This window comes from Streptomyces sp., assembly GCF_035563135.1.
Classification (GTDB): domain Bacteria; phylum Actinomycetota; class Actinomycetes; order Streptomycetales; family Streptomycetaceae; genus Streptomyces.
In genome coordinates this window covers 13,764-34,157 of sequence record NZ_DATMVN010000435.1, presented here as the reverse complement: position 1 = coordinate 34,157, position 20,394 = coordinate 13,764, and the positions used below count along the sequence as shown (strand labels likewise).

23 protein-coding genes and 1 pseudogene are annotated in these 20,394 nt (G+C 71.6%); 17 read left to right on the top strand and 7 right to left on the bottom strand.

The genetic code is table 11. The features are described 5' to 3' along the window. Positions 1-232, top strand: a pseudogene (locus VN520_RS19220) (hypothetical protein); the annotation flags it as partial. 60 nt (positions 233-292) lie between these two features. On the opposite strand, the gene VN520_RS19215 reads toward VN520_RS19220, so the two are convergent. After that, entirely contained in the window at positions 293-1,186 is an 894-nt protein-coding gene (locus tag VN520_RS19215) for a hypothetical protein (protein ID WP_325748158.1), read from the bottom strand. A 597-nt stretch (positions 1,187-1,783) separates the two neighbouring features. Further along, the gene (locus VN520_RS19210; protein ID WP_325748157.1) at positions 1,784-2,026 is read right to left on the bottom strand and encodes a hypothetical protein; all 243 of its coding nucleotides are present in this window, start codon (positions 2,024-2,026) and stop codon (positions 1,784-1,786) included. A gap of 1,360 nt (positions 2,027-3,386) precedes the next feature. Here VN520_RS19210 and VN520_RS19205 point away from each other — a divergent pair. Then, positions 3,387-3,824: a hypothetical protein gene (locus VN520_RS19205; RefSeq protein ID WP_325748156.1), complete on the top strand. Its 438-nt coding sequence runs from the start codon at positions 3,387-3,389 to the stop codon at positions 3,822-3,824. Positions 3,825-3,906: 82 nt separating this feature from the next. Here VN520_RS19205 and VN520_RS19200 read toward each other — a convergent pair whose 3' ends face one another. From VN520_RS19200 to VN520_RS19180, 5 genes are all read right to left on the bottom strand, one after another. Then, entirely contained in the window at positions 3,907-5,262 is a 1,356-nt protein-coding gene (locus VN520_RS19200; RefSeq protein WP_325748155.1) for a helix-turn-helix domain-containing protein, read from the bottom strand. Next, complete coding sequence (locus tag VN520_RS19195; RefSeq protein WP_325748154.1) at positions 5,259-5,501, bottom strand: hypothetical protein; 243 nt, start codon at positions 5,499-5,501, stop codon at positions 5,259-5,261. Before VN520_RS19195 ends, VN520_RS19200 begins: the two co-directional genes overlap by 4 nt. 261 nt (positions 5,502-5,762) lie before the next feature. Beyond that, positions 5,763-6,995, bottom strand: a complete 1,233-nt coding sequence (locus tag VN520_RS19190) for an XRE family transcriptional regulator (protein ID WP_325748153.1) — start codon at positions 6,993-6,995, stop codon at positions 5,763-5,765. A gap of 242 nt (positions 6,996-7,237) precedes the next feature. Beyond that, positions 7,238-7,903 (bottom strand): ATP-binding protein, encoded by a 666-nt coding sequence (locus tag VN520_RS19185; protein WP_325748152.1) that lies wholly within the window; start codon positions 7,901-7,903, stop codon positions 7,238-7,240. Next, positions 7,900-8,634, bottom strand: a complete 735-nt coding sequence (locus VN520_RS19180) for a GntR family transcriptional regulator (RefSeq protein WP_325748151.1) — start codon at positions 8,632-8,634, stop codon at positions 7,900-7,902. The genes VN520_RS19185 and VN520_RS19180 overlap by 4 nt, the downstream gene beginning before the upstream one ends. Before the next feature lie 494 nt (positions 8,635-9,128). On the opposite strand from VN520_RS19180, the gene VN520_RS19175 reads away from it, so the two are divergent. From VN520_RS19175 to VN520_RS19105, 15 genes are all read left to right on the top strand, one after another. Continuing rightward, positions 9,129-9,428, top strand: coding sequence for a hypothetical protein (locus VN520_RS19175; protein ID WP_325748150.1), 300 nt, complete (start codon positions 9,129-9,131; stop codon positions 9,426-9,428). Further along, complete coding sequence (locus VN520_RS19170; protein WP_325748149.1) at positions 9,425-9,781, top strand: hypothetical protein; 357 nt, start codon at positions 9,425-9,427, stop codon at positions 9,779-9,781. Before VN520_RS19175 ends, VN520_RS19170 begins: the two co-directional genes overlap by 4 nt. Beyond that, entirely contained in the window at positions 9,778-10,263 is a 486-nt protein-coding gene (locus VN520_RS19165; protein ID WP_325748148.1) for a hypothetical protein, read from the top strand. Before VN520_RS19170 ends, VN520_RS19165 begins: the two co-directional genes overlap by 4 nt. Beyond that, positions 10,260-11,702 (top strand): hypothetical protein, encoded by a 1,443-nt coding sequence (locus VN520_RS19160; protein WP_325748147.1) that lies wholly within the window; start codon positions 10,260-10,262, stop codon positions 11,700-11,702. The genes VN520_RS19165 and VN520_RS19160 overlap by 4 nt, the downstream gene beginning before the upstream one ends. Beyond that, positions 11,702-12,076: an RRQRL motif-containing zinc-binding protein gene (locus tag VN520_RS19155; RefSeq protein ID WP_325748146.1), complete on the top strand. Its 375-nt coding sequence runs from the start codon at positions 11,702-11,704 to the stop codon at positions 12,074-12,076. The genes VN520_RS19160 and VN520_RS19155 overlap by 1 nt, the downstream gene beginning before the upstream one ends. A gap of 156 nt (positions 12,077-12,232) precedes the next feature. Further along, positions 12,233-14,806: a DNA translocase FtsK gene (locus tag VN520_RS19150; RefSeq protein ID WP_325748145.1), complete on the top strand. Its 2,574-nt coding sequence runs from the start codon at positions 12,233-12,235 to the stop codon at positions 14,804-14,806. A 223-nt stretch (positions 14,807-15,029) separates the two neighbouring features. Then, positions 15,030-15,794 (top strand): hypothetical protein, encoded by a 765-nt coding sequence (locus tag VN520_RS19145; RefSeq protein WP_325748144.1) that lies wholly within the window; start codon positions 15,030-15,032, stop codon positions 15,792-15,794. A 1-nt stretch (position 15,795) separates the two neighbouring features. Then, positions 15,796-16,716, top strand: coding sequence for a hypothetical protein (locus VN520_RS19140; RefSeq protein WP_325748143.1), 921 nt, complete (start codon positions 15,796-15,798; stop codon positions 16,714-16,716). 2 nt (positions 16,717-16,718) lie between these two features. Further along, positions 16,719-16,910: a DUF2304 domain-containing protein gene (locus VN520_RS19135; protein ID WP_325748142.1), complete on the top strand. Its 192-nt coding sequence runs from the start codon at positions 16,719-16,721 to the stop codon at positions 16,908-16,910. A 179-nt stretch (positions 16,911-17,089) separates the two neighbouring features. Continuing rightward, a complete protein-coding gene (locus VN520_RS19130) occupies positions 17,090-17,269 on the top strand; it encodes a hypothetical protein (RefSeq protein ID WP_325748141.1) in 180 nt (59 codons plus the stop codon). Between the two features lie 106 nt (positions 17,270-17,375). Further along, the gene (locus VN520_RS19125; RefSeq protein ID WP_325748140.1) at positions 17,376-17,753 is read left to right on the top strand and encodes a hypothetical protein; all 378 of its coding nucleotides are present in this window, start codon (positions 17,376-17,378) and stop codon (positions 17,751-17,753) included. A gap of 122 nt (positions 17,754-17,875) precedes the next feature. Further along, entirely contained in the window at positions 17,876-18,718 is an 843-nt protein-coding gene (locus VN520_RS19120) for a hypothetical protein (RefSeq protein WP_325748139.1), read from the top strand. A gap of 119 nt (positions 18,719-18,837) precedes the next feature. Further along, positions 18,838-19,080 carry a hypothetical protein gene (locus VN520_RS19115; RefSeq protein ID WP_325748138.1) on the top strand — a complete coding sequence of 81 codons (243 nt, stop codon included), beginning with the start codon at positions 18,838-18,840 and terminating at the stop codon, positions 19,078-19,080. Positions 19,081-19,155: 75 nt separating this feature from the next. Beyond that, complete coding sequence (locus tag VN520_RS19110) at positions 19,156-19,803, top strand: hypothetical protein (protein WP_325748137.1); 648 nt, start codon at positions 19,156-19,158, stop codon at positions 19,801-19,803. 17 nt (positions 19,804-19,820) lie between these two features. Further along, entirely contained in the window at positions 19,821-20,360 is a 540-nt protein-coding gene (locus tag VN520_RS19105) for a hypothetical protein (RefSeq protein WP_325748136.1), read from the top strand. Positions 20,361-20,394: the final 34 nt, after the last annotated feature.

The following is a 20,394-nucleotide window of genomic DNA, read 5'->3' as shown; positions in this document are numbered from 1 at the left end:
GGGCGAGGAGGACTCCACCGCCGAGCTGCAGGCCCGCCTCGCCGTGCGCCAGGCGGTGCGCGACGCGTGGGCGGAAGGCATCGAGCACACGGTGCAGCTGCAGGTGCTCGCCGACGCGGGCCTGCCCGACACCGCCTCGCTCGCGGCCGCCGGCTGGGAGCCGGTGCTGCTCGCCGCGATCGACCGGGGCCAGGGATGGGGCCGTCCCTCGAAGGCGGCCGCCGCGGTGTGAGCCCGTACGGAACGGCGGCGCCCCGGAGGGCACGATCCTCCGGGGCGCCGCCGTGTTCGCTCAGGCGTCGACGTCCAGGGCCTCCCGCTGCGGCGGCGGGAAGGGGCGGCCGCCGTTGTGCTTGCCCTCCGCCTCCTCGATGGCGGCGGCGACCGCGTCCTGGACGAACGAGGACAGCGTCACCGTGTGATCGCCTGCCTGCAGCGCGGCGACCGTGTTCCGCAGCTGGTCGAGCAGCGTGTCGGTGAGGTAGGCGGGCACCTTCGACTTCCCGCTGGCGCCCGCCGTGGTGTCGCCCGGCTCCGGTTCGCCCTCCGGCGCGGTGACCTGCGCGGGCAGGTCGCCGAGACCGGCCAGGAGGACCGCGGCGCCACGCACCCCGGAGGGCGGGGAGCTCTGCAGCCACGCCTCGCCGGTCGCCTGCACCAGTACCTCGGCGCCGTTCTCGGTGAGCACTCCGGTGTCGGTCGCCCCGATCCGGATCGGGGTGTCGTCGGCGAGCGACTGCCAGGCCCGGCGCACCTGGCCCACGCTCAGCGCCGGACGGCGCGCCTGTCCCTGGAACACCCCGAGGTCGAAGCTGTGTGCACCGGGGTGCTCGGCGAACAGCAGGCAGGGCCGCTCCTGCGGAACCTCGGGTTCTTCGACGTCGAGGTGAGGCGGTTTCGGGTACAGAGACGGCCGCTTCGGCGGGACGGGCAGCGGCTCGCCCTTGGCGGTGCAGCTCTCGCGGACCAGGAGCTCGCGGCCGGTCGGCTTCCAGCGCAGCCACCAGCGGCCGTCGTTCGCCGCCTGTCCCAGCGCGTAGTGCCACTCCCCTTCGTGACCCGGTTCCAGTTCGCACCACGCGAACCTCTCCAGCTCGTTCGCGCCGACCGCACGCGATGCCAGATGGGCCAGCTCCTCCACCGTGAACGTGGTGGCTACCGAACAGCCCTTGCGCAACATGCTCACGCGCTTTCTCCCCTTCCGCGCCGAAAACCAAAGGTCATCGTCACGCGGGAGCCCGTACGCGCGCGGGCAAACCCGGAAACCGGACCCTGACACAGGACAGGTAAGCGAGCATTTCCGCTAGCGAAAATGCGATCTGAACAAGTCGCCTTGAAGTAGCCATTCAGACACACGGGATGGCGACTGAAAAAGAAACTCTTTCGGCTATCCATCCGCTCAGCGTTTCGGATAGCGAACCCCATGCGTCAGCGTTCCGCTGACACGCCAGAGGTGCCGGTTCCCGGCACGTCCGCCGGGGACTGGGGGTGCCGGATTCCGGCAGGTGGGGTGCCGGTTCCCGGTACCTCGGTGTGCCGGTCACCGGCAGGTCGATGTACCGGCTACCGGCACACAGAACAGAAGTGAACCGGAGAGAACCGGAGGGAAACAGAGAGAGGCCGGCCGGACGTGCCGGATTCCGGCAGGTCGGCGTCAGATTCGGGCCGGGTCACTTCCTGACCCCCCGGGTCAGAATCCGACCCGGCCGGGGGTCAGTTTCCGACCCGGGAGGGGGTCAGATTCCGACCCCCAGAACTGTAGTGAACCGAAGGTGAACCGTAGTTACAGCTCAGCGCGCGCGTGGGCGGCCACAACCTCGGTCGTCCATTCCCCGATCGCCTCGTCGACGAGGTCGTCGACCGGCCTGCCCGTGGCGGCGGCGGCCTGGCGCAGCCGGGCGGCCATGGCCGGGTCGACGTCGAAGGTCCGGAGCACCAGGCCGCGGTCGGCGAGCCTGCGCCGGATGGCGTCGGGGGTGGCGTCGGCGGCCCGGCGCAGTGCGATGAGTCGGCTGGTCTTCGGCATACGGAGCCCAACGACGCGCCGCCCACCGCCGTCACGCGCCACAAGCCCGCAGGAGCGCCGATCCGCCGCCCGTCGGCCCCGGAGCCCCCGGACGGCGCGAACGCCCGCCAGACGGCCCGGGAGGCCGCTTCCCGGGCCGTGCGACGTCGACCGCCGGGTGCACCACCAGCCCCACCACTCTCACATCCGGACCGCCCCACCAGCCAGGAGAGCCCCAGGAAGGCCCCTGTACGGCCCGGAGAGCGACGATCACACGGCGCGGGCCCCGTTCCACCCCGAGCCCACGAAAGGCCGTCAGACGGCGATCTACGGACGCGCCGCCCCGCTCTTCCAGTTGCCGGGCGAAGCCCGTCCGCTGTGCCATCGGTGGAGTCGGGGCGCCTGTGGCGCCCCGGCGGAGCCGATTGGCTGCGTTGAGTCGTCCCGGAGGGACGTCATTTCTATGGGTTGACCTGCACGTACGCACTCAGGCCAGCCACCCACGGCGCGGGGCCCGTCACTACGCCGGCCACGACGAGACGGTCAGCCCGGCACCGGCCCTCACCCGAACGGGTGACGGGCCCCGCGCCCCTCTCCTCTGACCCCTAACAGGCCCTTGCGCCTTCGGCTCGGCCCTGCCGGTCGCTCCGCTGTTCGGTTGTCTGCGGCCGCGCCGTGGTTGCGGCTCCGACCTGCGCTTTCAGCGTGAGGGGGTCGGCCTGCGAGGTGGCAGTGGGTCCAGTACCGGGAGGACTGGACCCACTGGGGAGAGCCGCGCAAGGGCCTGTTAGGGGAACTCACCTGATGCGCTGCCCGGCTCGGCGAGCTGGTGCCCACCCGGGCCGGGACCGCCGCGGCGCTGCTCCTGGACCACCGGCCCGCCGCCCTGCCCGTCTTCCCCGGCCGACGAGATCTCTTCGGCGCTTGCGCCGGCGGACGCGGCGGAGCCGCCTCGCGAGCTCGCGCGCGCTACTACCCGCAGATAGCCCTCCGGGCGTCAGCGGCGCTACGCGCCGAAGGCGCTGCTGGGGTTTCTGAGGTGGGGGTTAGTAGCTGTTGGTTAAAGGGGTGACGTACACGTCACCGGGGGGGGTGTCGTACACGTCACCGGGGGGGGTGTCGTACACGTCACCCCATACTGACCTGCGGAAACGATCGAGTTAAGAAACGGCGCCCGATCACACCCCCGGGACGTCGTATACGTCACCCCATGCCTGACCTGCGGAAACGGTCAAGTTAAGGCGCTCCGGGCCCGAGCCGCCCGATTCGGCCCTCGGACCGCCGCCGGTGAAGCCCGAGCAGCACCGCCAGGAGCACGAGGAGACGGCTCGGCAGCGCGGCGTTCCGCCCTCCCGGCGCCCCGGCCCGGAAGGCTGCACCCATGAGTGCGACAACGACGACGAAGCGCCGCTCCGCCCCGGGCCAGACCCGCGTGGCACGAGTCCAGGAGTCGATCGGGGCGGCGGTCGCCTGCCCGCTGTGCCCGGAGGTCACGCCAGAGCACGGCGTGGAGGTCCTGACGAAGGCCGTGGGCCCGCAGCACGCACGGCGAAGCTGGTACAGCAGCAACGCCATCCACGACAGCGCCCGGCAGCTCACCGGCGATCCCGAGTGGTGCGAGCGGGCCCTGCAGCGCATCGACGCCTACCGTGCGACCCACGGACACGGGCCGACCTGGCGGACGTTCTGGAGCGAACCGTCCCTGTGGCCGGCCGACGCGTCCATGCAGCTGCTCACCACCGTGATGCGCCAGCTCAGCGAAGGCGGCCACCTCGATGGCACGAGGACCCCGTTCGGCCTCCGCCGGCGCGAGGCATAACCGCGTCCGGGCAGCACAAAGCCCCCGGCGGCTCCTGCTCCCGACGGGGTCCTGTGCTGACCTTCAGCCCGAGGGCGCTGCCCTACGCCTGCGCGTACTGCGCCAGCTCGGGGTGCTCGCGCAGCAGCTCCTCACGGATCCGCTGACTCTCGGCAGCGTCAGCGGACCGCTGACGCTCGCGCTCGGCGGCCGCGCGCGCCTCTTCGGCCAGGTCCTCGCGCTCCTGGTGCTCGGCGTACGCGTCCTCCAGGAGCATCTGCCACGCCAGCGCGTCCGCGCGGCGCTGCCGCTCGGCGTCGTCGGCCGCGAGCTCGGCGGCCAGACGCTCGGTCGCCGCCAGCATCTCCTCACGGCAGGTGAGGCACAGGCCGTCCTCCGGGCGCTCGCCCTTGCCGGGCTTCTCGCAGTCCGGCCCCTCGCACGTCCACCATTCCGGCGCCGGCCCCCGGTCCTTGCGCTGGTCGGGCACCCGGCCCGCGCGGTGATCGGCCTTGCGGTCGATGCGCCGCTGCTCGCACTTCGGGCAGGCGTCGTTCAGGTGGAGCGTGATGCCGTCCTCGCACATCGGGTCCGGGCAGTCCGTCGACGGGCGCACCAGGCCGACCGCGACGCCGACCGGCGAGCCAATGCCCTTGCCGCCGGGCGCCAGGGCGTCCGCGTAGCCGTGCAGCGACCAGCGCCGCTGGACCCGCTCCACCAGCTGCTCCGCCGAGCGCGCGAAGTCCGCCGCCTCGAGGATCGCGTCCCGGATGACGTCCGGGCGGTACTTCGGCAGCAGCGCGGCCAGCTCGGCGGGCCAAGCCGCCTCCACCGCCGCCACCACGGCCGCCTGCTCCCGGGTCATCCGCACCCCGGGCTTGCCCGACTTCTTCGCGGCCGCGGACTTCTTCGCCTTCTTCGCGGCCGGGGCCGGCGGGGCAGGCTGCTCGGCGTCCGCCGGACGCGACGCTCCGTCCTCCTCGGCGGCCCGCCCGTGATCCGGATCCGGATCAGACGGCTCATCCGCCGGAGCCGCAGGCTTCTTCTTCGGCTTGCCGCTCAGGGCCTCGGCGGCCGCCGTGCCAGGCCGGAACGAACCCTCCAGGGGCGGCTCCTGCCACTGCTCGGCGCGCTTCTGCTTCGGCGTCGTGATGGTCGCGAACGGCACCCCGGTCTGCGCGTAGTCGTCCCACGGGCCGTGCAGGAAGTACCGGCTGGACGTCGTCGAGTTGTCGGGCCGGGTCCGCTCCTTGTCGGAGATCAGCTTCATCTCCCGCAGCTTCGCCAGGGCCCGCTGGATCACGCGCTCCGACTTCTCCGCCTCCGCCGCGAGCAGCGGCACGGACGGGAAGCACGAGAACCGCTCGTCGGCCCGGTCCGCGAGGCGGCTCAGCACGTACTTGGCGGTGAGGTCGCCGATTTTCAGCGTGGCGACGTAGGTCTGGGCTTCGTTGCTCATCGGGCCACCGCCACGGTGGTGCGAGCGGCGCCGCGAGCGGTGCTCTGCGAGGGGGGCATGTAGGTCATGAGCTGGGTGTACTCGCTAAAGCGGACACCCCCGTGGGCGCGGACTTCGGCCCCGGCCGGAGTGGGGAACCCCACGGAGAAACGTCGGCCGAACCGGTCAAAACGCGCCGTAGTGACCTTGACGGATGAAGCGTCGGGCTGGTTAGCCGCGACGGTCTTGCGTACGCTCATAGAGAGCGTCCTCCAATGCGCGTTGGAGAGCTTCCAGGACTGCGGGTGTGAGAGCCCGGGCAGTCCCCTGACAAGGGCCCCGCCGTATGGCGGGGCTTCTTGCGTGTCGCCGCTAGTGAGAGAGGCCCCGAGGGGTTTAGCTACGACACGCGCTGGAACATCTTCCTCTTCCTACACCGACACCCAACGCGCGAACACGCGTTTTCGTTGCTGGGGCGCCGATCTCCCGCCACGCGGGACGGAACTTCCTTTCGCTGCCCGTCACATGGGACGCCCCCGTAGATCTCGCAGGTGGGCGAGGAACGCCTGCGCCTCCCCGTCCTTCGCGTACCGCTCGTGCAGGACGCCGCCGAGGTCGCTGGCGACCATCGCGAGTGAGGGCACTGACCGCCGACTGCTGCCGAGAGCCTGCTGCCCGAACGACAGCGCCGTCTCCAGGTCGCCGTCGCGGGCCGCCGCCACGGCGAGCGTCACCCGGGCCTCGGAGATGCGCATCGGCGCCTTCTCCGTCCCGTCGAAGTCGGTGCTGGACCGGATCACCTCGCCTGCGATCTGAGAGGCGAGCCCGTCCTCGGCGACCCGGCGGTAGCAGTCCATGCGGTAGAAGTCGAACTTCGCCGGGTCGACCTGGAAGTGGTTGGCGATGTTCTCCGGGTAGGGCAGCGACTCCAGGAGCTGGCGGCCCGCGTCGAGTGCCACCTCCGTCTGTTGCCGGTCGCCGATCCGCGCCCATGCCTTCGCCTTCTGCGCGTACAGCTGCACGGCGACACTGTGGCGAGGGGCGGCGGCGATCCCGGCGTCGGCGGCCGCGATGACGCCCCGGTAGTCCCCGGCCGTCAGGGCGAACCACGCCTTCATTTCGTGAGCCCAGCCGACGATGCCCGGGTCGCCGGCCTCGCTGCCAAGGTCCAGCGCGGCTCGCCGTGTCGCCTCGGCGGCCCCGCCGATCCCGGAGTCGTACTCGACACAGCCGACCAACAGGGCGAGCTGCCCGGCGAGTGCGATCACGTCCCGGTGCTGAGCGAGCGAGAGTCGCTGGTGCTGCAGGTTGGCCACCCGGCCCAGCCACGCCTTGCCCTCGATGAGCAGCTGCTCGGCGGGCGCGTGCGCGTACTCCGTGCACAGCCGGTCGGTGGTGATCCGCAGCGCGTCGAGCGTGGCGTTGTCCACGTCGCTGGCCCGCAGCCTGGAGACGATGTCGACAGTGTCCATACCGCTAACGGCCTGGATCTCTGCCCGCCCGTCCCGCTGGCCCTCCACCGGGAAGAACGCGAAGGTCGTCGTGCCGAAGGTGGCGGCAATGGCCGGCGCGTACTTGCGGGGGTACGCCTCCCCCGCCTCCCACCGCTTCCACTGCCGGAGCATGTCGTGCTCGGCGGGGGCGTCAGCATCCAGCCGCGGCATCAGCGCGCGCACGGCCCGAAGCTGGCTCCAACCGCGTGCTTCCCGCTCTGCCACCATGCGGCGAGCCCAGTCCGGCCGATCGTCGGACATCGAGGTCCCCTCTCCTCCCGTACGGAACCCGCAACGAATGCGGTCCGGCCTGGAGGTGCCCAGCGTCCAGCAGCGGGTCCTGACCGCGAGTCTGGCACGCACGCACCGGCCGGAGACGGTGACAAATGGCGGTGACATTTCAATGTCACCGGCGCTCGTCACTTTCGGCACTTCGTGCTCCGGAGCACCGTGTGCAGCCAACCGGCAGCTACGGGAGGCGCGTTGTGGAGCACGGGTCGCGATCATGCGGAGTCCTCGATCACAGGGATGAGGCTCCCGGCGTAGACGACGTGTGGTTCGTCGTCGGCGGGCGGCTCGAACCGGGCACCGTGGCGCAGCAGGTCCTCCTGGCTGAAGTACATGGCGTTGGGGTCGTCGAAGGTGCTGGCGTTGCGCTCCTTGATCCGTTCCCACAGCTCGTCGTGGCTGGCGGGCAGGTACAGCAGCGTCACGGCCGCTCCGGCGTTCTCGCCGACCTGACGCCACTCCTGGCGCTCGTCGTGCGTCCAGAGGCCGTGGTCCAGGACGACGTCCCGGCCGGCGGCCAGCGCGGTACGCAGTTCGGCCGCGACTTCGGTGAGGATCGGGCGCTCCCGGATCTTGTAGGCGCCGCGAGGGAAGTCCCGCCCGTAGTGGCCGTGCTGCTCGAAGACCCGCTCATCGGGGCAGAGCCGCAGGAAGCCGCGGGACTCCAGCTTGCGAGCGACCGTGGTCTTCCCCGAGCCGGGAAGGCCGGACATCAGGATGAGCCGGGCCGGGCCCGCCCGTCCCGCCAGTGTTCGCATGATCAGCGTGATCTCCGTCTGCTCGGCCGGAGGCAGTTCGCCCCGGCGCTGCGCCCGGAGAAGTTCCCCCAGGCGCTCCTCCACGACGTGCACGAGGGTGTCGTCCGCCAGCAAGAGCGTCATTCGGTGCTCTCCTCCTTGGTCCAGCGGCGGTCGGGCCCCCCGAGGTCCACGCCGTACTCGATGACGACGCCGCCGCTGTCGATCACCTGCACCGTCGACACGATGACGGCGGCCCGGGTGTCCTGCGGAATCTCCAGCGGTCCCGCGTCGGCCGGATCGGTGATCCGGGCCCACATGGCGCTGATGCGCCGGGCGACGGGGCGGCCGGTGTGCTGCGTGATCGCGTCGATCGACGTGCCGCTCGCCAGCCGCTTGCCCATGAGTAGCTCCGGCAGCGCGTCGGCGAAGGCGGCCGGAATCCACGAGGTCGAGTGGGCGATGACCGCGTTGGAGTGCTCGTCGCGGTACGTACGGGAGCGGCGGAGCACCTTTTCCCCCGGCGCGATCCCCAGTGCTTCCGCGACGTCCTCCGGCGCGGCCACGATCCCGGCCATGTGGGAGTCGGAGCGCTCGCCCGCCCGCCACGAGGAGCCGGTCAGCTTGCTGCGTTCATCCCGTTCGGCCCCGGTCGCCAGGGACAGGCGCTCGCGTACGACCGTGCCGTGGCCGCGTGACGACGTGACCAGGCCCTCCGCCTCCAGAGCCTTGTACGCCTGGTGGACGGTGGTCTTGGCCCACCCCTTCTCCTGCGCCATCTCCTCGATCTTGGGCAGACGGTCGCCCGGCGCGTACTTCCCGCTCTTGATCTGCGCGGCGAGCGAGTCCGCGAGGTCTCTCCACTTGGGCGGCATTCCGCTGCTCTCCTCTGTCTCGGGCGACCCCAGTGAACCACAGTCATGGGACTAGATCACGTCCCGACGCAATAACAGTATTGCGTCGGCAAGGGTGATTGACAGAGGTCCGCAATACTGGGAATGTCATTCCCGCAAGGCAACGCCGAGTGAGGCAGCTCACGAAGCGTCGCGGCACAGCTATGTCCAAAACGGCCGCAACTACGGGCTGGTAACCACCGCGCGACACGTCGCGGCAGGACACCCGGGCGGTACCGCACGTTCCTTGAAAACCGAATAGGTCCCGCCGAGAGCCCCACCGAAGGAGGTGATGGGGGCGAGGCGGAGCACGACCCGAAGGACGGGGCTCGAGTGGGCCTCTGCGGAGGTGGGGTGCGAATCCCTTCCCGTCCACGCACAACTGCCATGCCCGTACGACGCGGCCCCCCGGCCGGCCTGCAAGCAAGACCGGGGAGCCGCACGGGCCGTCCACTGATTCGAGAGGAAACCGACCCGTGAACGTCATCGTCGCAGGACAGCGCATCGTGAGCGAGACCGAGTTCGTCGAGGCCGCGATCGGCTTCACGCCGAGCGAGGACGACCTGGCGGACTTCGCCGAGTTCGTCGCCGAGGGCTACGGCCCCGCCGAACGCCGCAACGAGGTCGACGCCGAGAACGACTTCTACTTCCGCCGGCGCAAGCCGAGCTCCCGCCGCACCCGCAAGCCCCGGACCGCCAACGGCACCGTCGTCCCGCTGCCCCGCACCCGCAGCGGCGCCGGCCTCATCGAGGACCGGAAGGGGTGGGCGGCATGAGGACCCCCTTCGGAACCTGGATCTACCTGCTGCTGGTGATCAGCGGCGGCGCCTGGGTGCTGGGACTCCAGACCGCTTGGTGGCAGCGCCTCCTGGCCGTGCTCGCCGTGGTCGGCCTGGCCGTCGCCGACGCCGCGCACACCGCGATCGTCTCCGAGCTGCGCGAGCGCACCGCCCACGGGCTCGACTCCCTGTCCACGTGGATCAGGGGCCCGCTCGCCATAGCGGGCGGCGCCTGGCTCACCGGCTTCACCCTCCCGGCCACCGGCCGCGTCGTCCTGGCGGCCGCCGTCCTGACCGTCATCCTCTTCGAGCGGTCGATGACCGCCCCGGTCGCCAGGACCGCCCCGTGAGCCGGGCGCAGCGGCTGGCCCGCTGGCTCCTGAACGCCGCCGTCGACGTCCACGGCATCCGCCTGATGATCCGCCAGCCGAAGCAGTGGCTGCTGGCCCGCGCCCACCACCCGTGGATCGGCCTCGCGCCGCTGGCCCTGATCTCCGCCGGCACCTACGTCGGTCGGCCCACCCCGTTCTGGCTCTGGACGCTCGCCATGGTCTACGGCGCGCTGTCCTTCGGCACCGACACGGTCGGCAACGGCGCCCACTCGCTGTGGCAGCGCGGCCGGATCTGGCAGGACACGATCTGCCCCTGCTGCGACGCCCCCGGCGACGGCGGCTGGTGGTTCGAGTCCCCCGACCTCTCCCCCGACGGACCCGAGGACCACGGGCGCACGCCCGATGAGACGCCCCGGCCGTCCCTGACGACCATCACGACCCCCCGCGAGCGGGCGGCCCAGGCCGCGTACGCCGCGACGAACCTGGAGGGCCTGCGATGAGCGAGGCAACCACCTACCGCGGCCGCGAGCAGATGGACGCGGTCAAGGCGCGCGCGGCGCAGGCCGAGGCCGCCGCGAACTCCCGGCGGACGAACGCGCTGACCGGGATCGAGATCGAAGAGGCCCGCGCGAAGGCCGCCGAGCGCAAGGACCTGCGCAAGGCGGCGGCGAAGACCAAGAAGGCCGAGGAGCGGACGAAGCGCCGCGAGAAGGCGGCCGCCGCCCGCCGGGCCCGCAACGAGCGGATCGCCGCCGCGATCAGCCAGCCGCTGCCGTGGGTGATGACGGTGGTCGTGACCTCGATCGCCTTCGCCTTCCCCGGCCAGTTCTCGGCGATGACCGGCCTCGGCGTCTTCTGGGTGCTGGCGCTGCTGGTGCCGGTGTTCATCGAGGGCGCGACCTGGGCCATGGCCTGGATGCGGAAGTGGGCGGTGGAGAATCGCAAGCCCGCCAAGCTCTACACGCTCATGACGTGGGTGTTCGCCCTGACGGCGGCCGCGCTGAACGCCTGGCACCACCTGGACGAGCCGCAGCTCGCCGTCGTGTTCGCCGCCAGCTCGCTGTTCGGCGTCGCGGTCTGGGACATCTACATGCACTCCCAGAACCACGCGGCCGGCGGGCGCGACGCCGCCGACATCAAGCTCGCGCTGCAGCGGCGGATCCGGCACCCGAGGGTCTCGCGCCGGGCGTCGTGGCTGCGGACGGCGACGATCCCCGCGCTGAACGAGTCCGAGGCGTGGGCCATCGCGTGGCGTCAGATCCGGGGCACCGAGCCGGGGCTGACGAAGCGGACGCTCAAGCGGCACAACAAGCTCGCCGAGAAGGTCGCCGAGCACGCGGAGAAGGCGTGCGAGCCGCGTCTGACCGCCTCGCTCGATCTGTTCGCGGCGCCGCTCGATCCGGTCCGCGAGGTGCCCGCCGACAAGGCGTGGGCGATCGACCCGCAGGCCATCGCGCGGATCCTCGCGGACCCCGCGAACGCTAGCCGTGAGGCCCGCGCGGCAGCGTCCGCGAAAGAGATCAATTCGGCTAGCGACACGGCGGGCCAGAAGCCCGCGCAGGCCGCGCAGGAGCCCCGCACGCGCGACGCGAAGCCGCAGGTCAAGCCCAACAACCCCCCGGCCGCGCGAGGCCGGGAGAAGGGCCTCCAGGACGGTTCCGCGAAGCAGGCGCGCGCGGCCCGCACGCTCGCTGCGGAGACCGCTCGCGCGGCCACCCCGGAGCAGGCCGAGGCGGAGAAGCGCACGGCTCGCGAGTGGGTCCTTGAGCAGCTGCGCGCGGGCCGCGAGGTCGGCTGGCGCGACGTCCAGCGGTACTTCGAGAAGGAGATCCCCGAGCAGCACATGCGTGTGGTGCGCGGGGAGACCTGGTGCCGCGCGCGGATCAAGGAGGCCATGGCCGAGCACGGCGGTGACAAGCCGCTGCAGCTGGTCGGCTGATGGGCCGCGGGTACGTCAGGTTCTGGGACCCGGAGGGCGAACGGTTCGGGATCCCGACCTGGCCGTGGAAGCTCGCGCCGGCGCACCTGAAGACCCGCGACCAGCTGGTGGCGATGGGGCTGCGGCCCCATCAGCCGGTGGCCGGTCAGATCCTCTGGAACAACAAGAAGCTGGGCCTGCGCCGCGCGTACCTGTTCGACATCGCGCTCGCGGGCCCGCCCAAGCCCCGCTCCCCCGGACAGGTCGCCTCGCTCGAGGCGGCCCGCCGCAAGCGCCGCACCTGCCCGACCTGCGGGGTGGTGCGCGACTACACGATCTCCACCGCGCTCAAGGAGTGCACGCCCTGTGCGGACGGCCTCGCGGCCGCCGCCTGAACCACCCGAACCGCGGGCTCCCGGCACTCACTGCCAGGCGGGGGCCGGGAGCCCGCACCCCGTACGGCCCGACCACCACTTCCGCGCGGACCCCGGCACTCACTGCCAGGCGGGGACCGGGGTCCGCGCTCACCTCGCACAGGAGGCATGACCAGCATGACGGAGATTGACGAGCGCCCGGTCACGACCGGCCAGGCCCGCAACAAGGTGACGGAGGCGGTCGAGCTGGTCGTCTCCACCCAGTTCGGCTCCACCTCGATGCTGCAGCGCAAGCTGCGCGTCGGGTTCGCCGAGGCGACCGCGCTGATGGAGGCGCTGTTCCAGCTGAACGTCGTCGGCCCGGCCGACGGGTCCAAGGCCCGCGAGGTCCTGGTGAAGACCTGGGACCTGCCCGACCTCCTGGAGCGCCTGGAGGCCAACCCGCCGGCCCCGGTGCCCGCCCCGGCCCCGGCCCCGGGCGAGGACGACGGCAAGGTCGTCACCCTCGCCGAGTACCGGACCACGGCCGACCCGGAGGCCGCCGCGACCATCCCGGCCGTCGACTTCAGCAAGACCGACGTCTACGACCAGGAGGCCGACGAGCTCCTGGACGACGACGAGGACGACGAGGTCCTGGTCGACGAGGACGACGAGACCGACGAGCGGGTGCCGGCCGCCGCCGACTACGAGCCGAACTTCCGCGACCGGCTGCGCGAACTGCCGCAGATCCCGGCCACCTTCCGCTCGAAGGCCGCGTTCACCCAGGCGGTGCGCGACCTCGGCAACGACACCAAGCACGGCATCTTCCACGCGGTGAGCCACTCGCCGAAGTACGCCGGGCGCGAGGTGAAGCGGGCCGCGAAGTTCTACGGCCGCGGGATCGGCCAGACCGCTCAGTGGATCTACTCCCGCGAGCACAAGCTGCTGGTCCAGCAGGCGTGGGCGGCCAAGCAGAAGAACGCCGCGCTGATCATGTCGACCACCAAGGCCATGTACAAGGAGCGCACCCGCCGCACCCTCAAGGCGTCGGGCCTGGCGCTCGCGGCCGCGGTCGTCACCGCGATCGAGTTCGGCGCGATCTGGTACTTCAGCCCCGAGTGGATGCGCCCCTTCGCCTGGGGGCCGGCGCTCGCCGTGGTGACCACCCTGGTCGGCATCGGAGCGGTCGCCGAGCGGGTCCTCACCCGGGTCACCCCGGTCGACGGCGAGGAGTACACGGCGGAGGTCTCCGACGACGACCCGTTCCCGATCGCCGACGCCCGCTCGCGCGCCGAAGCGGTCGACTGCATCCGCCGCACCCTGACCGCCAACGGCATCGCGGTCGGCGCGGTCGTCCGCCCGCACCGGCACAAGTGGGGCTGGGAGATCACCGTCCGGCAGAAGTCCGGGACGCCCGCCGAGATCGTCTCCAAGGCCGGAGCGATGGAGACCCCGCTCGGTCTCGGCGTCGACCGCCTCCTGGTCCAGCCGCACAAGGAGGTCCGCTCGGACTCCACGCTGCGTCTGGTGATGAAGAACCCGTTCGCCGGAATGGGCGAGCTGGAGAAGGTGAAGCCCGGCTCGCTGACCATCACCGAGCCGCTGCTGATCGCCCGCCGCATGGACGCCCAGCCGTTCCTGCTGCCCGCCCTCGGCTCTCACGTCCTGGTCGTCGGCGGCCCCGGCTCGGGTAAGTCGATGCTGCTCCGTGCGATCGGCAGCCGGATCTCGGACTGCTACGACGCGCAGCTGTGGGACGTCGACCCGGTCGGCCCCGGCCTGGACGCACTCGGTCCGGCGGTCGCCCGAAAGGCCCGCAGCGAAAAGGAAATCGAGGCGCTGCTGGAAGACGCGCTGAAAATCGCACGGGCCCGCGCGACGAACGTTCTGGCCTGGGGCCACGGCGACAACTGGCGGCCCTCCGCCAAGGAGCCCGGCCTGGTCGTGATGCTGGACGAGTACAAGTCCCTTTCCGCGTACGCGAAGGAACTGGTCATCGAGATTTTCGGCGTCGGCCGGAAATCCCGCGTCACCGTCATCATCGGCTCGCTGTACGGCACCGCCGACGCGATCGGCGAGGCCGTCGCCACGGCGGTCGCGGTCCGCATCATGCTGCCGAGCCGCCACAAGGACATCGAGCTCGTCTTCGGCGCCGGCGCGGGCGGCCAGGGATGGCGTCCGGACCGGCTCCACCCGCTGGTGGAGGGCGAGGACCCGAACAAGTCCGATGTCGGCTGCTGCTACATCATGGGCGGCGGCTCGCGGGAGCCCCTGATCTACCGCTCCTACCCGCTGGACCCGAAGGTCGCCTACGCCCGGGGTGTGGCCCGCGCCGAGGTCGGCCTCCCCCAGCTGGACCGCCGCTCGCTCGCCGCGGCCGGGGTCAAGGCCCCGGAGCTCCCCAAGGTCGCCGACGCCCCGGCCCCCGAGGTCGAGGAGGAGGCGCAGGCCCTGGCCGACCCCCAGCTCGATCTGCTGATGGACACGCTGGACGGCATCGATGCCGTCGGCGCGACCAACAAGCAGGGGCAGGGCCGGGGCCACCTGGACACCCTCGCCGCCTGGCTGTCGGCGGAGTGGCCGGACGTCTACGGCGACTGGGACCAGGCCCGCCTGTCCAAGGAGCTCAAGGCCGCCGGCGTCAAGGTCTCCGGCTCCGTCCGGGTCGGCGACCAGGGTCCGCGTACCGGCGTGAAGGGCGAGGAGATCGCCGAACTGATCAAGGAGGCGCAGGACGCGGCGGAAGCCGCCTCCGAGGCCGAGAGCTCCTGATCTCCGATGTAGAGCCGCAGGTCAGCGGCCTCTACGTGCTGCTCTACACCCTGCTCTCACCCCCTCGCCTGCTCTACGTAGAGCAGGCGAGAGAGCCGGGAGAGATCGCCGTAGAGGCCGCTGACCTGCGGGAACGTCCATGTAGAGCGGTTGTAGAGCGTCCGAGAGGCCCGAAAGGCCCGGAATGCTCCCCGACTCCCCGTGATCTTGAAGGAGGCCCGTGATGGGCGACGTGAGCACCGCCCGAGCCCGCACCGCCCCGGCCGCGAGGAAGACGGCGGTCAAGAAGGCGGCGGCACCCAAGACCGCCGCGAAGAAGGCGGTCCCGGCCGCCAGGACGCCCCGGAAGGCGGCGGCCCGCAAGACCACCGTCCCGAAGCCCGATCCGGCTCCGACCGAGCCGACCGCGCTCGCCGAGGCGATCACCGCCCGCCAGGCCCAGCCCGGCTTCGACGCCGAGCAGTTGCTCGCCAACTCCGCCCCGGCGGCCCCGGCCAGGACGCCCCGGAAGGCGGCGGCCCGCAAGACGACCGCCGCCAAGAAGGCGCCCGCCGCCCAGGCTGTGAAGAAGACCCCGGCGAAGAAGGCGGCGCCGAGGAAGAAGACGGCGAAGAAGCCGGTGCGCACCTCGGCGGCGAAGGCCGGCACCACCCGGGCCAAGAAGTTCAGCCAGCGCGTGAAGTACGCGAGGAAGCACCCGTTCACCGCCTCGCTCGCCGTGCTCCTGGTCGTCACCACCGTCGCCTGGCGCGGCACGAAGGCCGGCGGCCGCCTGCTGAAGTCTGGCGTCACCAAGGCGTGGGCCAAGGGCGAGGACGACCGCCTCAACCGCCGCGCCGCGAAGAAGGCCGCCGAGGCCACCGCCGCCGGTCACAAGGGCTGCCCGGCCTGCAAGGGCACCGGCGTCCTGCCCAAGCACAACGCCGACGGCACGTGGGCCGGGTCCATCCGCTGCACGAAGTCCGCAGCCCGCCGCGCGGGGCGCTGACATGGAGGACTGGAGCCCCGATAACCCCTTCGGCGCGATACAGCCGTACTGGCTGCAGGTCGAGGGCAAGTGGCGCACCGCCGATGTCCTCGGACCCTTCCTCGGCGAGTACGTCACCTGCCCGTTCTGCGAGAACCAGAAGGGGCTGATCTTCGAGACGGACTCCTCCCGGCTCGATGAGATGGCGGACATCACCTGCACCTGCGGAAAGAAGTTCCAGGTCCTGGAGGTGCTCGGCTACGACCTCCAGCAGCGCCTGGCCTTCCTCGCGGGTGAGGAGACCGACCCGGCCTGGACAGCGAAGATCCTCGCCGAGGACCCCAACCACACCAGCGGCCCGCAGCCGCCGGGCGCCGACGACGAGGCCGACGAGCCGAAGCCCGCCCCGGCCGCCGCCAGTACGCCGCCCCCGCGGATGCGGTCCGCCGGCCGACGCGAGAACCACGGCGTCGTCGTCGGCCGGGGCGAGAAGGTCACCGGCCCGGTGCAGGCCAGCGCCGGAAGCGCCACCGGCCCCCGGCGGCCCGCCCCGAAGTCGTCACCCCGGGCGACCCGCAAGGCCGTCGACGAGGCGACCCGCCCCGCGCCCGGCACCCGCGTCTACCGCAACGACGGCGTCGTCAACACCGGCGTCCTGGTCGTCGGCGACAACAACCGCCAGATCAACGTCCGCGCCGACGGCAAGGGCGGCGGCCAGGTCACCGTCGACGGCCAGCCGCTCACCTCCAGCGGCCGCGTCCCCCGCAAGTTCGCCGCCAGGGCAGAGCGCGCCGTCCGTGACGCGGTCCGCCAGGCCGGGCCGGGCGCCGGCCCCGGCGAGGTCCGCATCCACGGCGAGAACAACAGCGTCGTCACCACGACCACCAGCGGTGATCAGGTCCAGGTCACCCGCTCCACCAGCAGAAGGAAGAAGGAGGACTGACCGTGCTCACCATCTCCGCCGTCGTGGTCTTCGTGCTCGCCGAGGCCGGGCTGATCTGGAAGGGCGGCCTGAAGTTCTGGCACGCCGCCGTCTGCAACATCGCCGCCCTCTACCTGGCCGCCACCTCCATGGGGCCCTCGCTCTACGGCGGGCTGGAGAACGCAGCCAATATGCTCAGCCAAATACGTTTCTAGTCACGTATCAATTCCGATAGCGGAAAAGCTGAGCGACTCGGTTATCTGAACCGCTCGGGAGTCAGCTACCGCATGGGCGACTCGATCCACTCGCCTTTCCGATACCGCCGTCAGCGGTCCGCTGACGGCGGAGAATCCCGCTCCCACCTCGAACAATGCAACGGAAGGGGCCCCATTCCGTGGGCGTCAAGTACGTCATAGTCGAGCCCGACCCGCCCGGCCCGCGCTGGAAGACCACCGCCGTCATCATCGGCGCGATCCTCCTGGTCGCGTACCTCCAGGGGCAGGACGGAACGGCGGATCACCCGAAGCCGCGCCCCACGCCCTCGCCGAGCGTCAGCCGCAGCGCGACGCCGTAGCCCGGCCGATCCCGCCGGCCCCGGAGCGCCTCTCACCGTTCCGGGACCTGGCGGGGACGCCCGGTCACCCCGACCGGCCGCCCTTCGCCCGACGAAGGAGTACACCGTGTCCGTCTCCGACTTCCTCGCCCGCCTCCAGGGCAAGCGGGCCGCCTACGACACCACCGACGAGGTCGTCCGGCTCCTGGACGAGCAGTACGCCCGCGTCCACGACGCCCGCCTCCCGGTCCACCTGCAGCGCACCGCGCACCTGGAGCAGCTCCTCAGCTTCCAGCCCGGCCTGGTCGACGCCCGCGCCAAGACCGCCGACCTCGCGCTGTACGCGGACGCGCTGGTCACCGCCGCCCGCAGCAACGGGCACGACGAGCTCGCCGAGCGCCTGGTCGACGTCGTCGAGTCGCTGCACGGTGCCGTCGCCGAGCTCGCCGCCGCGATTCACGCCACCGTGCCCGTCCCGCAGGTTCCGCTCGCGTACGCCGCCTGACCTGCACCAACAAAAAAGCATCTTCGAAAGATGCCAAACGCTTGAAACGCATCCTTCAAGGATGCATTATTGGTTGTGCGGGGGCCGCCCGGCCCCCGCACTCTCCTACCAGGGAGCACATCTTGAGCACGCAGAAGATGCACACCGCCGCCGCCACCGGTCCGGTCGAGCTGGACCTGTCGGTCTCCAACGGCCGGGTCAACGTGCACGTCAACCCGGCGGCCGCGCACGCCACGGTCACCGTGCACACCGCCGCCGACGAGGGCCTGGTCGCCGACGCGGTGAACGACACCAAGTTCACCGAGCACGGCAACAAGCTCACGGTCTCCGTCCCCGACGACATGGCCGGCGGCATCAGCGGCACCGGCGTCACCCAGATCTTCAACTCCGGCGGTCGGTACGGCAGCTCCAGCTACAGCGTCGTCAACACCGGCTCCATGACTGGCTCGGTCGTCGCCAACAGCGGCCGCGACGTGTGGGTCGACGGTCGCCAGATCGTCAAGGACGGCAAGGTCGTCGCCGCCGAGGGCACCGCGGTGGGTGGCGGCGCCGGAACCATCACCGTCGACGTCGTCCTGCCCACCGGCTCCTCGCTCGCGGTGAGCACGAAGAACGCCGAGACGACCGTGCGCGGCGACCTGGAGGCGATCCGCTTCGACGCCCGCAACGGCTCGCTGCAGGCGGCGGGCGTCAAGGTCCTGGAGGCCGAGACCCACAACGGCTCGGTCCTGGTCGACCGCGTCGAGGAGGAGTTGGAGGCGTCCACGCACAACGGCTCGATCACCGTCGGGGCCTACAACGGCCGCCGCGGCTCCGCCCGGACGCACAACGGCGACGTGAACATCAGCGCCACCCCGGCGTCCTCCGGCAAGCTCGCCGCCCGTACGCACAACGGCAACATCCACGTGCGCGGCGCCGGTCACCTGGACCTGAAGACCTCCACGCACAACGGCCGGGTCTGGTAGTTCCGCCCCGGGGCGGCCGCCAGGTCGCCAAACTCACCGGCCGCCCCGGGCCTCCCATCCCGCTCCAGACGGAGCAGGGGGCAGACACATCGTCCCTCGAATCCGAAACGGAGCTCCACATGACCCCGCGCCCCGACGACGAGGCCCGCACCGAACTGCGGGACCTGGTCGCCAAGGCCAGCCAGCGCCGCGAGAAAGAGCGCGAGCGCGTCGAGACCGAGTTCTGGCAGGAGATCGACCGCCTGCAGCGCCGGTACCACGGCGCTCAGCAGGACATCGCCGACGCCCTGGACGTCAAGCGCAACCAGATCCTGCGGCAGACCAAGCGGTACCGGTCCGCCGAGGAGCCTGCCGCCGACTGACCCCCGGCCGCCTCCCCGCCCCGGTCCTCCCGGGGCGGGGAGGTCCCCGCCGGGAGACGCCCCGAGGAGGGCCCGATGCCGCAGTACCCCCCGGCCCCCGGCGAGATGCCGGCCCCGAAGACGCCCGCCACCTTCCTGCGTGAACACGCCGCGTACGTCACCACCGCCGTCTCCGCCGGCACCCTGCTGACCCTGGCGAGGATCTGGAACGAGCAGGGCGCCGAGCACAGCACCGGGGCCGCGGCCCTGATGCTCGCCTTCGGCGGCGCGTCCGGTCTGTTCGCCGTCCGCCTGGACGACCCGACCGCGCAGGCCGTCTTCGCCTCCGGCGCGATGACCTTCGGCGCGCTGTCGGTCGGTGTCTACTCCGACCCCATCGCCCCGGCCCTGATCATCTGGGCGGTCGCCCTGATCGCCTCCTGCATCCTGATCGGCCGCTCCCACCGCGAAGACCACCGCAGGGAGAAGGCCCACCGCTACGACATGGAAGCCCGCCGCCTCGAGCGCGGCGTCGACCTCTCCATCGCGCAGCTCTCAGCCCAGGCCCGGATCGAGGTCGCCCGCGAGCAGAGCGCCGCCGTCGCCGCGATCGAGGCGGCCATGGCCCACCGCGCCGCACTGAACAACGGCGGCCACATCGACCCGGTTGCGATGCTCCGTGCCACCGGCCAGCTCCCCCAGCTCTCCGTCGTCCACGACGACGCCGACCGGCGCACCGCCTGAGCCGGGAGGGCATCGAGATGATCAGCGTCACCAGCCAGAACGTCTCCTTCGGCCACCGTCGCCTCGCCCGGTACGCCGAGGAGATTGCCGACCAGGCCGCTGGGCTCATCCGCTCCCACTTCGGCGTCCTGCCCGATGTCCAGGTCCTCATCTCCAGCCGCAGCGACGCGCTGGCCGACTTCGTCCACGAGTCCAAGGTCTCCCTGCTGCCCGGCGCGGACCCGCGCGAGGTGGCGAAGCAACTGCGCTGGGAGCGCCGGGGCCTGCGCGGCAAGTACGGCGTCACCGAGCTGTCCGCCGGCGGCATCGTCCTCGGCGTCAACCTCGGCAAGGCCCGCACCACCGCCGACGTCAGCGAGACGCTGACGCACGAGCTGGTCCACGCGCACCAGCTCTCCGGCCGCGCCGCCCGCGAGGAACACCTCGCCTACCTGTGCTACGGGTTCGAGATCGAGCCCCTGCCCCGCCGCAAGGTCCGCGCCTACGAGCGCGTCATGGACCGCCGCGAGCGCGAGGCCCGCGACGCCGAGCGCCTCGCCTCCCAGCTCCCCGCCTGAAACCCGCACGTCACCCCGTCGAACAGGAGAAACC

Coding starts and splice junctions, on each gene's coding strand:
- VN520_RS19210 (WP_325748157.1), bottom strand. CDS start 2,026: ATGCCGAAGACCAGCCGACTCATCGCACTGCGCCGGGCCGCCGACGCC.
- VN520_RS19205 (WP_325748156.1), top strand. CDS start 3,387: ATGAGTGCGACAACGACGACGAAGCGCCGCTCCGCCCCGGGCCAGACC.
- VN520_RS19200 (WP_325748155.1), bottom strand. CDS start 5,262: ATGAGCAACGAAGCCCAGACCTACGTCGCCACGCTGAAAATCGGCGAC.
- VN520_RS19195 (WP_325748154.1), bottom strand. CDS start 5,501: ATGAGCGTACGCAAGACCGTCGCGGCTAACCAGCCCGACGCTTCATCC.
- VN520_RS19190 (WP_325748153.1), bottom strand. CDS start 6,995: ATGTCCGACGATCGGCCGGACTGGGCTCGCCGCATGGTGGCAGAGCGG.
- VN520_RS19185 (WP_325748152.1), bottom strand. CDS start 7,903: ATGACGCTCTTGCTGGCGGACGACACCCTCGTGCACGTCGTGGAGGAG.
- VN520_RS19180 (WP_325748151.1), bottom strand. CDS start 8,634: ATGCCGCCCAAGTGGAGAGACCTCGCGGACTCGCTCGCCGCGCAGATC.
- VN520_RS19170 (WP_325748149.1), top strand. CDS start 9,425: ATGAGGACCCCCTTCGGAACCTGGATCTACCTGCTGCTGGTGATCAGC.
- VN520_RS19160 (WP_325748147.1), top strand. CDS start 10,260: ATGAGCGAGGCAACCACCTACCGCGGCCGCGAGCAGATGGACGCGGTC.
- VN520_RS19155 (WP_325748146.1), top strand. CDS start 11,702: ATGGGCCGCGGGTACGTCAGGTTCTGGGACCCGGAGGGCGAACGGTTC.
- VN520_RS19150 (WP_325748145.1), top strand. CDS start 12,233: ATGACGGAGATTGACGAGCGCCCGGTCACGACCGGCCAGGCCCGCAAC.
- VN520_RS19145 (WP_325748144.1), top strand. CDS start 15,030: ATGGGCGACGTGAGCACCGCCCGAGCCCGCACCGCCCCGGCCGCGAGG.
- VN520_RS19140 (WP_325748143.1), top strand. CDS start 15,796: ATGGAGGACTGGAGCCCCGATAACCCCTTCGGCGCGATACAGCCGTAC.
- VN520_RS19115 (WP_325748138.1), top strand. CDS start 18,838: ATGACCCCGCGCCCCGACGACGAGGCCCGCACCGAACTGCGGGACCTG.
- VN520_RS19110 (WP_325748137.1), top strand. CDS start 19,156: ATGCCGCAGTACCCCCCGGCCCCCGGCGAGATGCCGGCCCCGAAGACG.
- VN520_RS19105 (WP_325748136.1), top strand. CDS start 19,821: ATGATCAGCGTCACCAGCCAGAACGTCTCCTTCGGCCACCGTCGCCTC.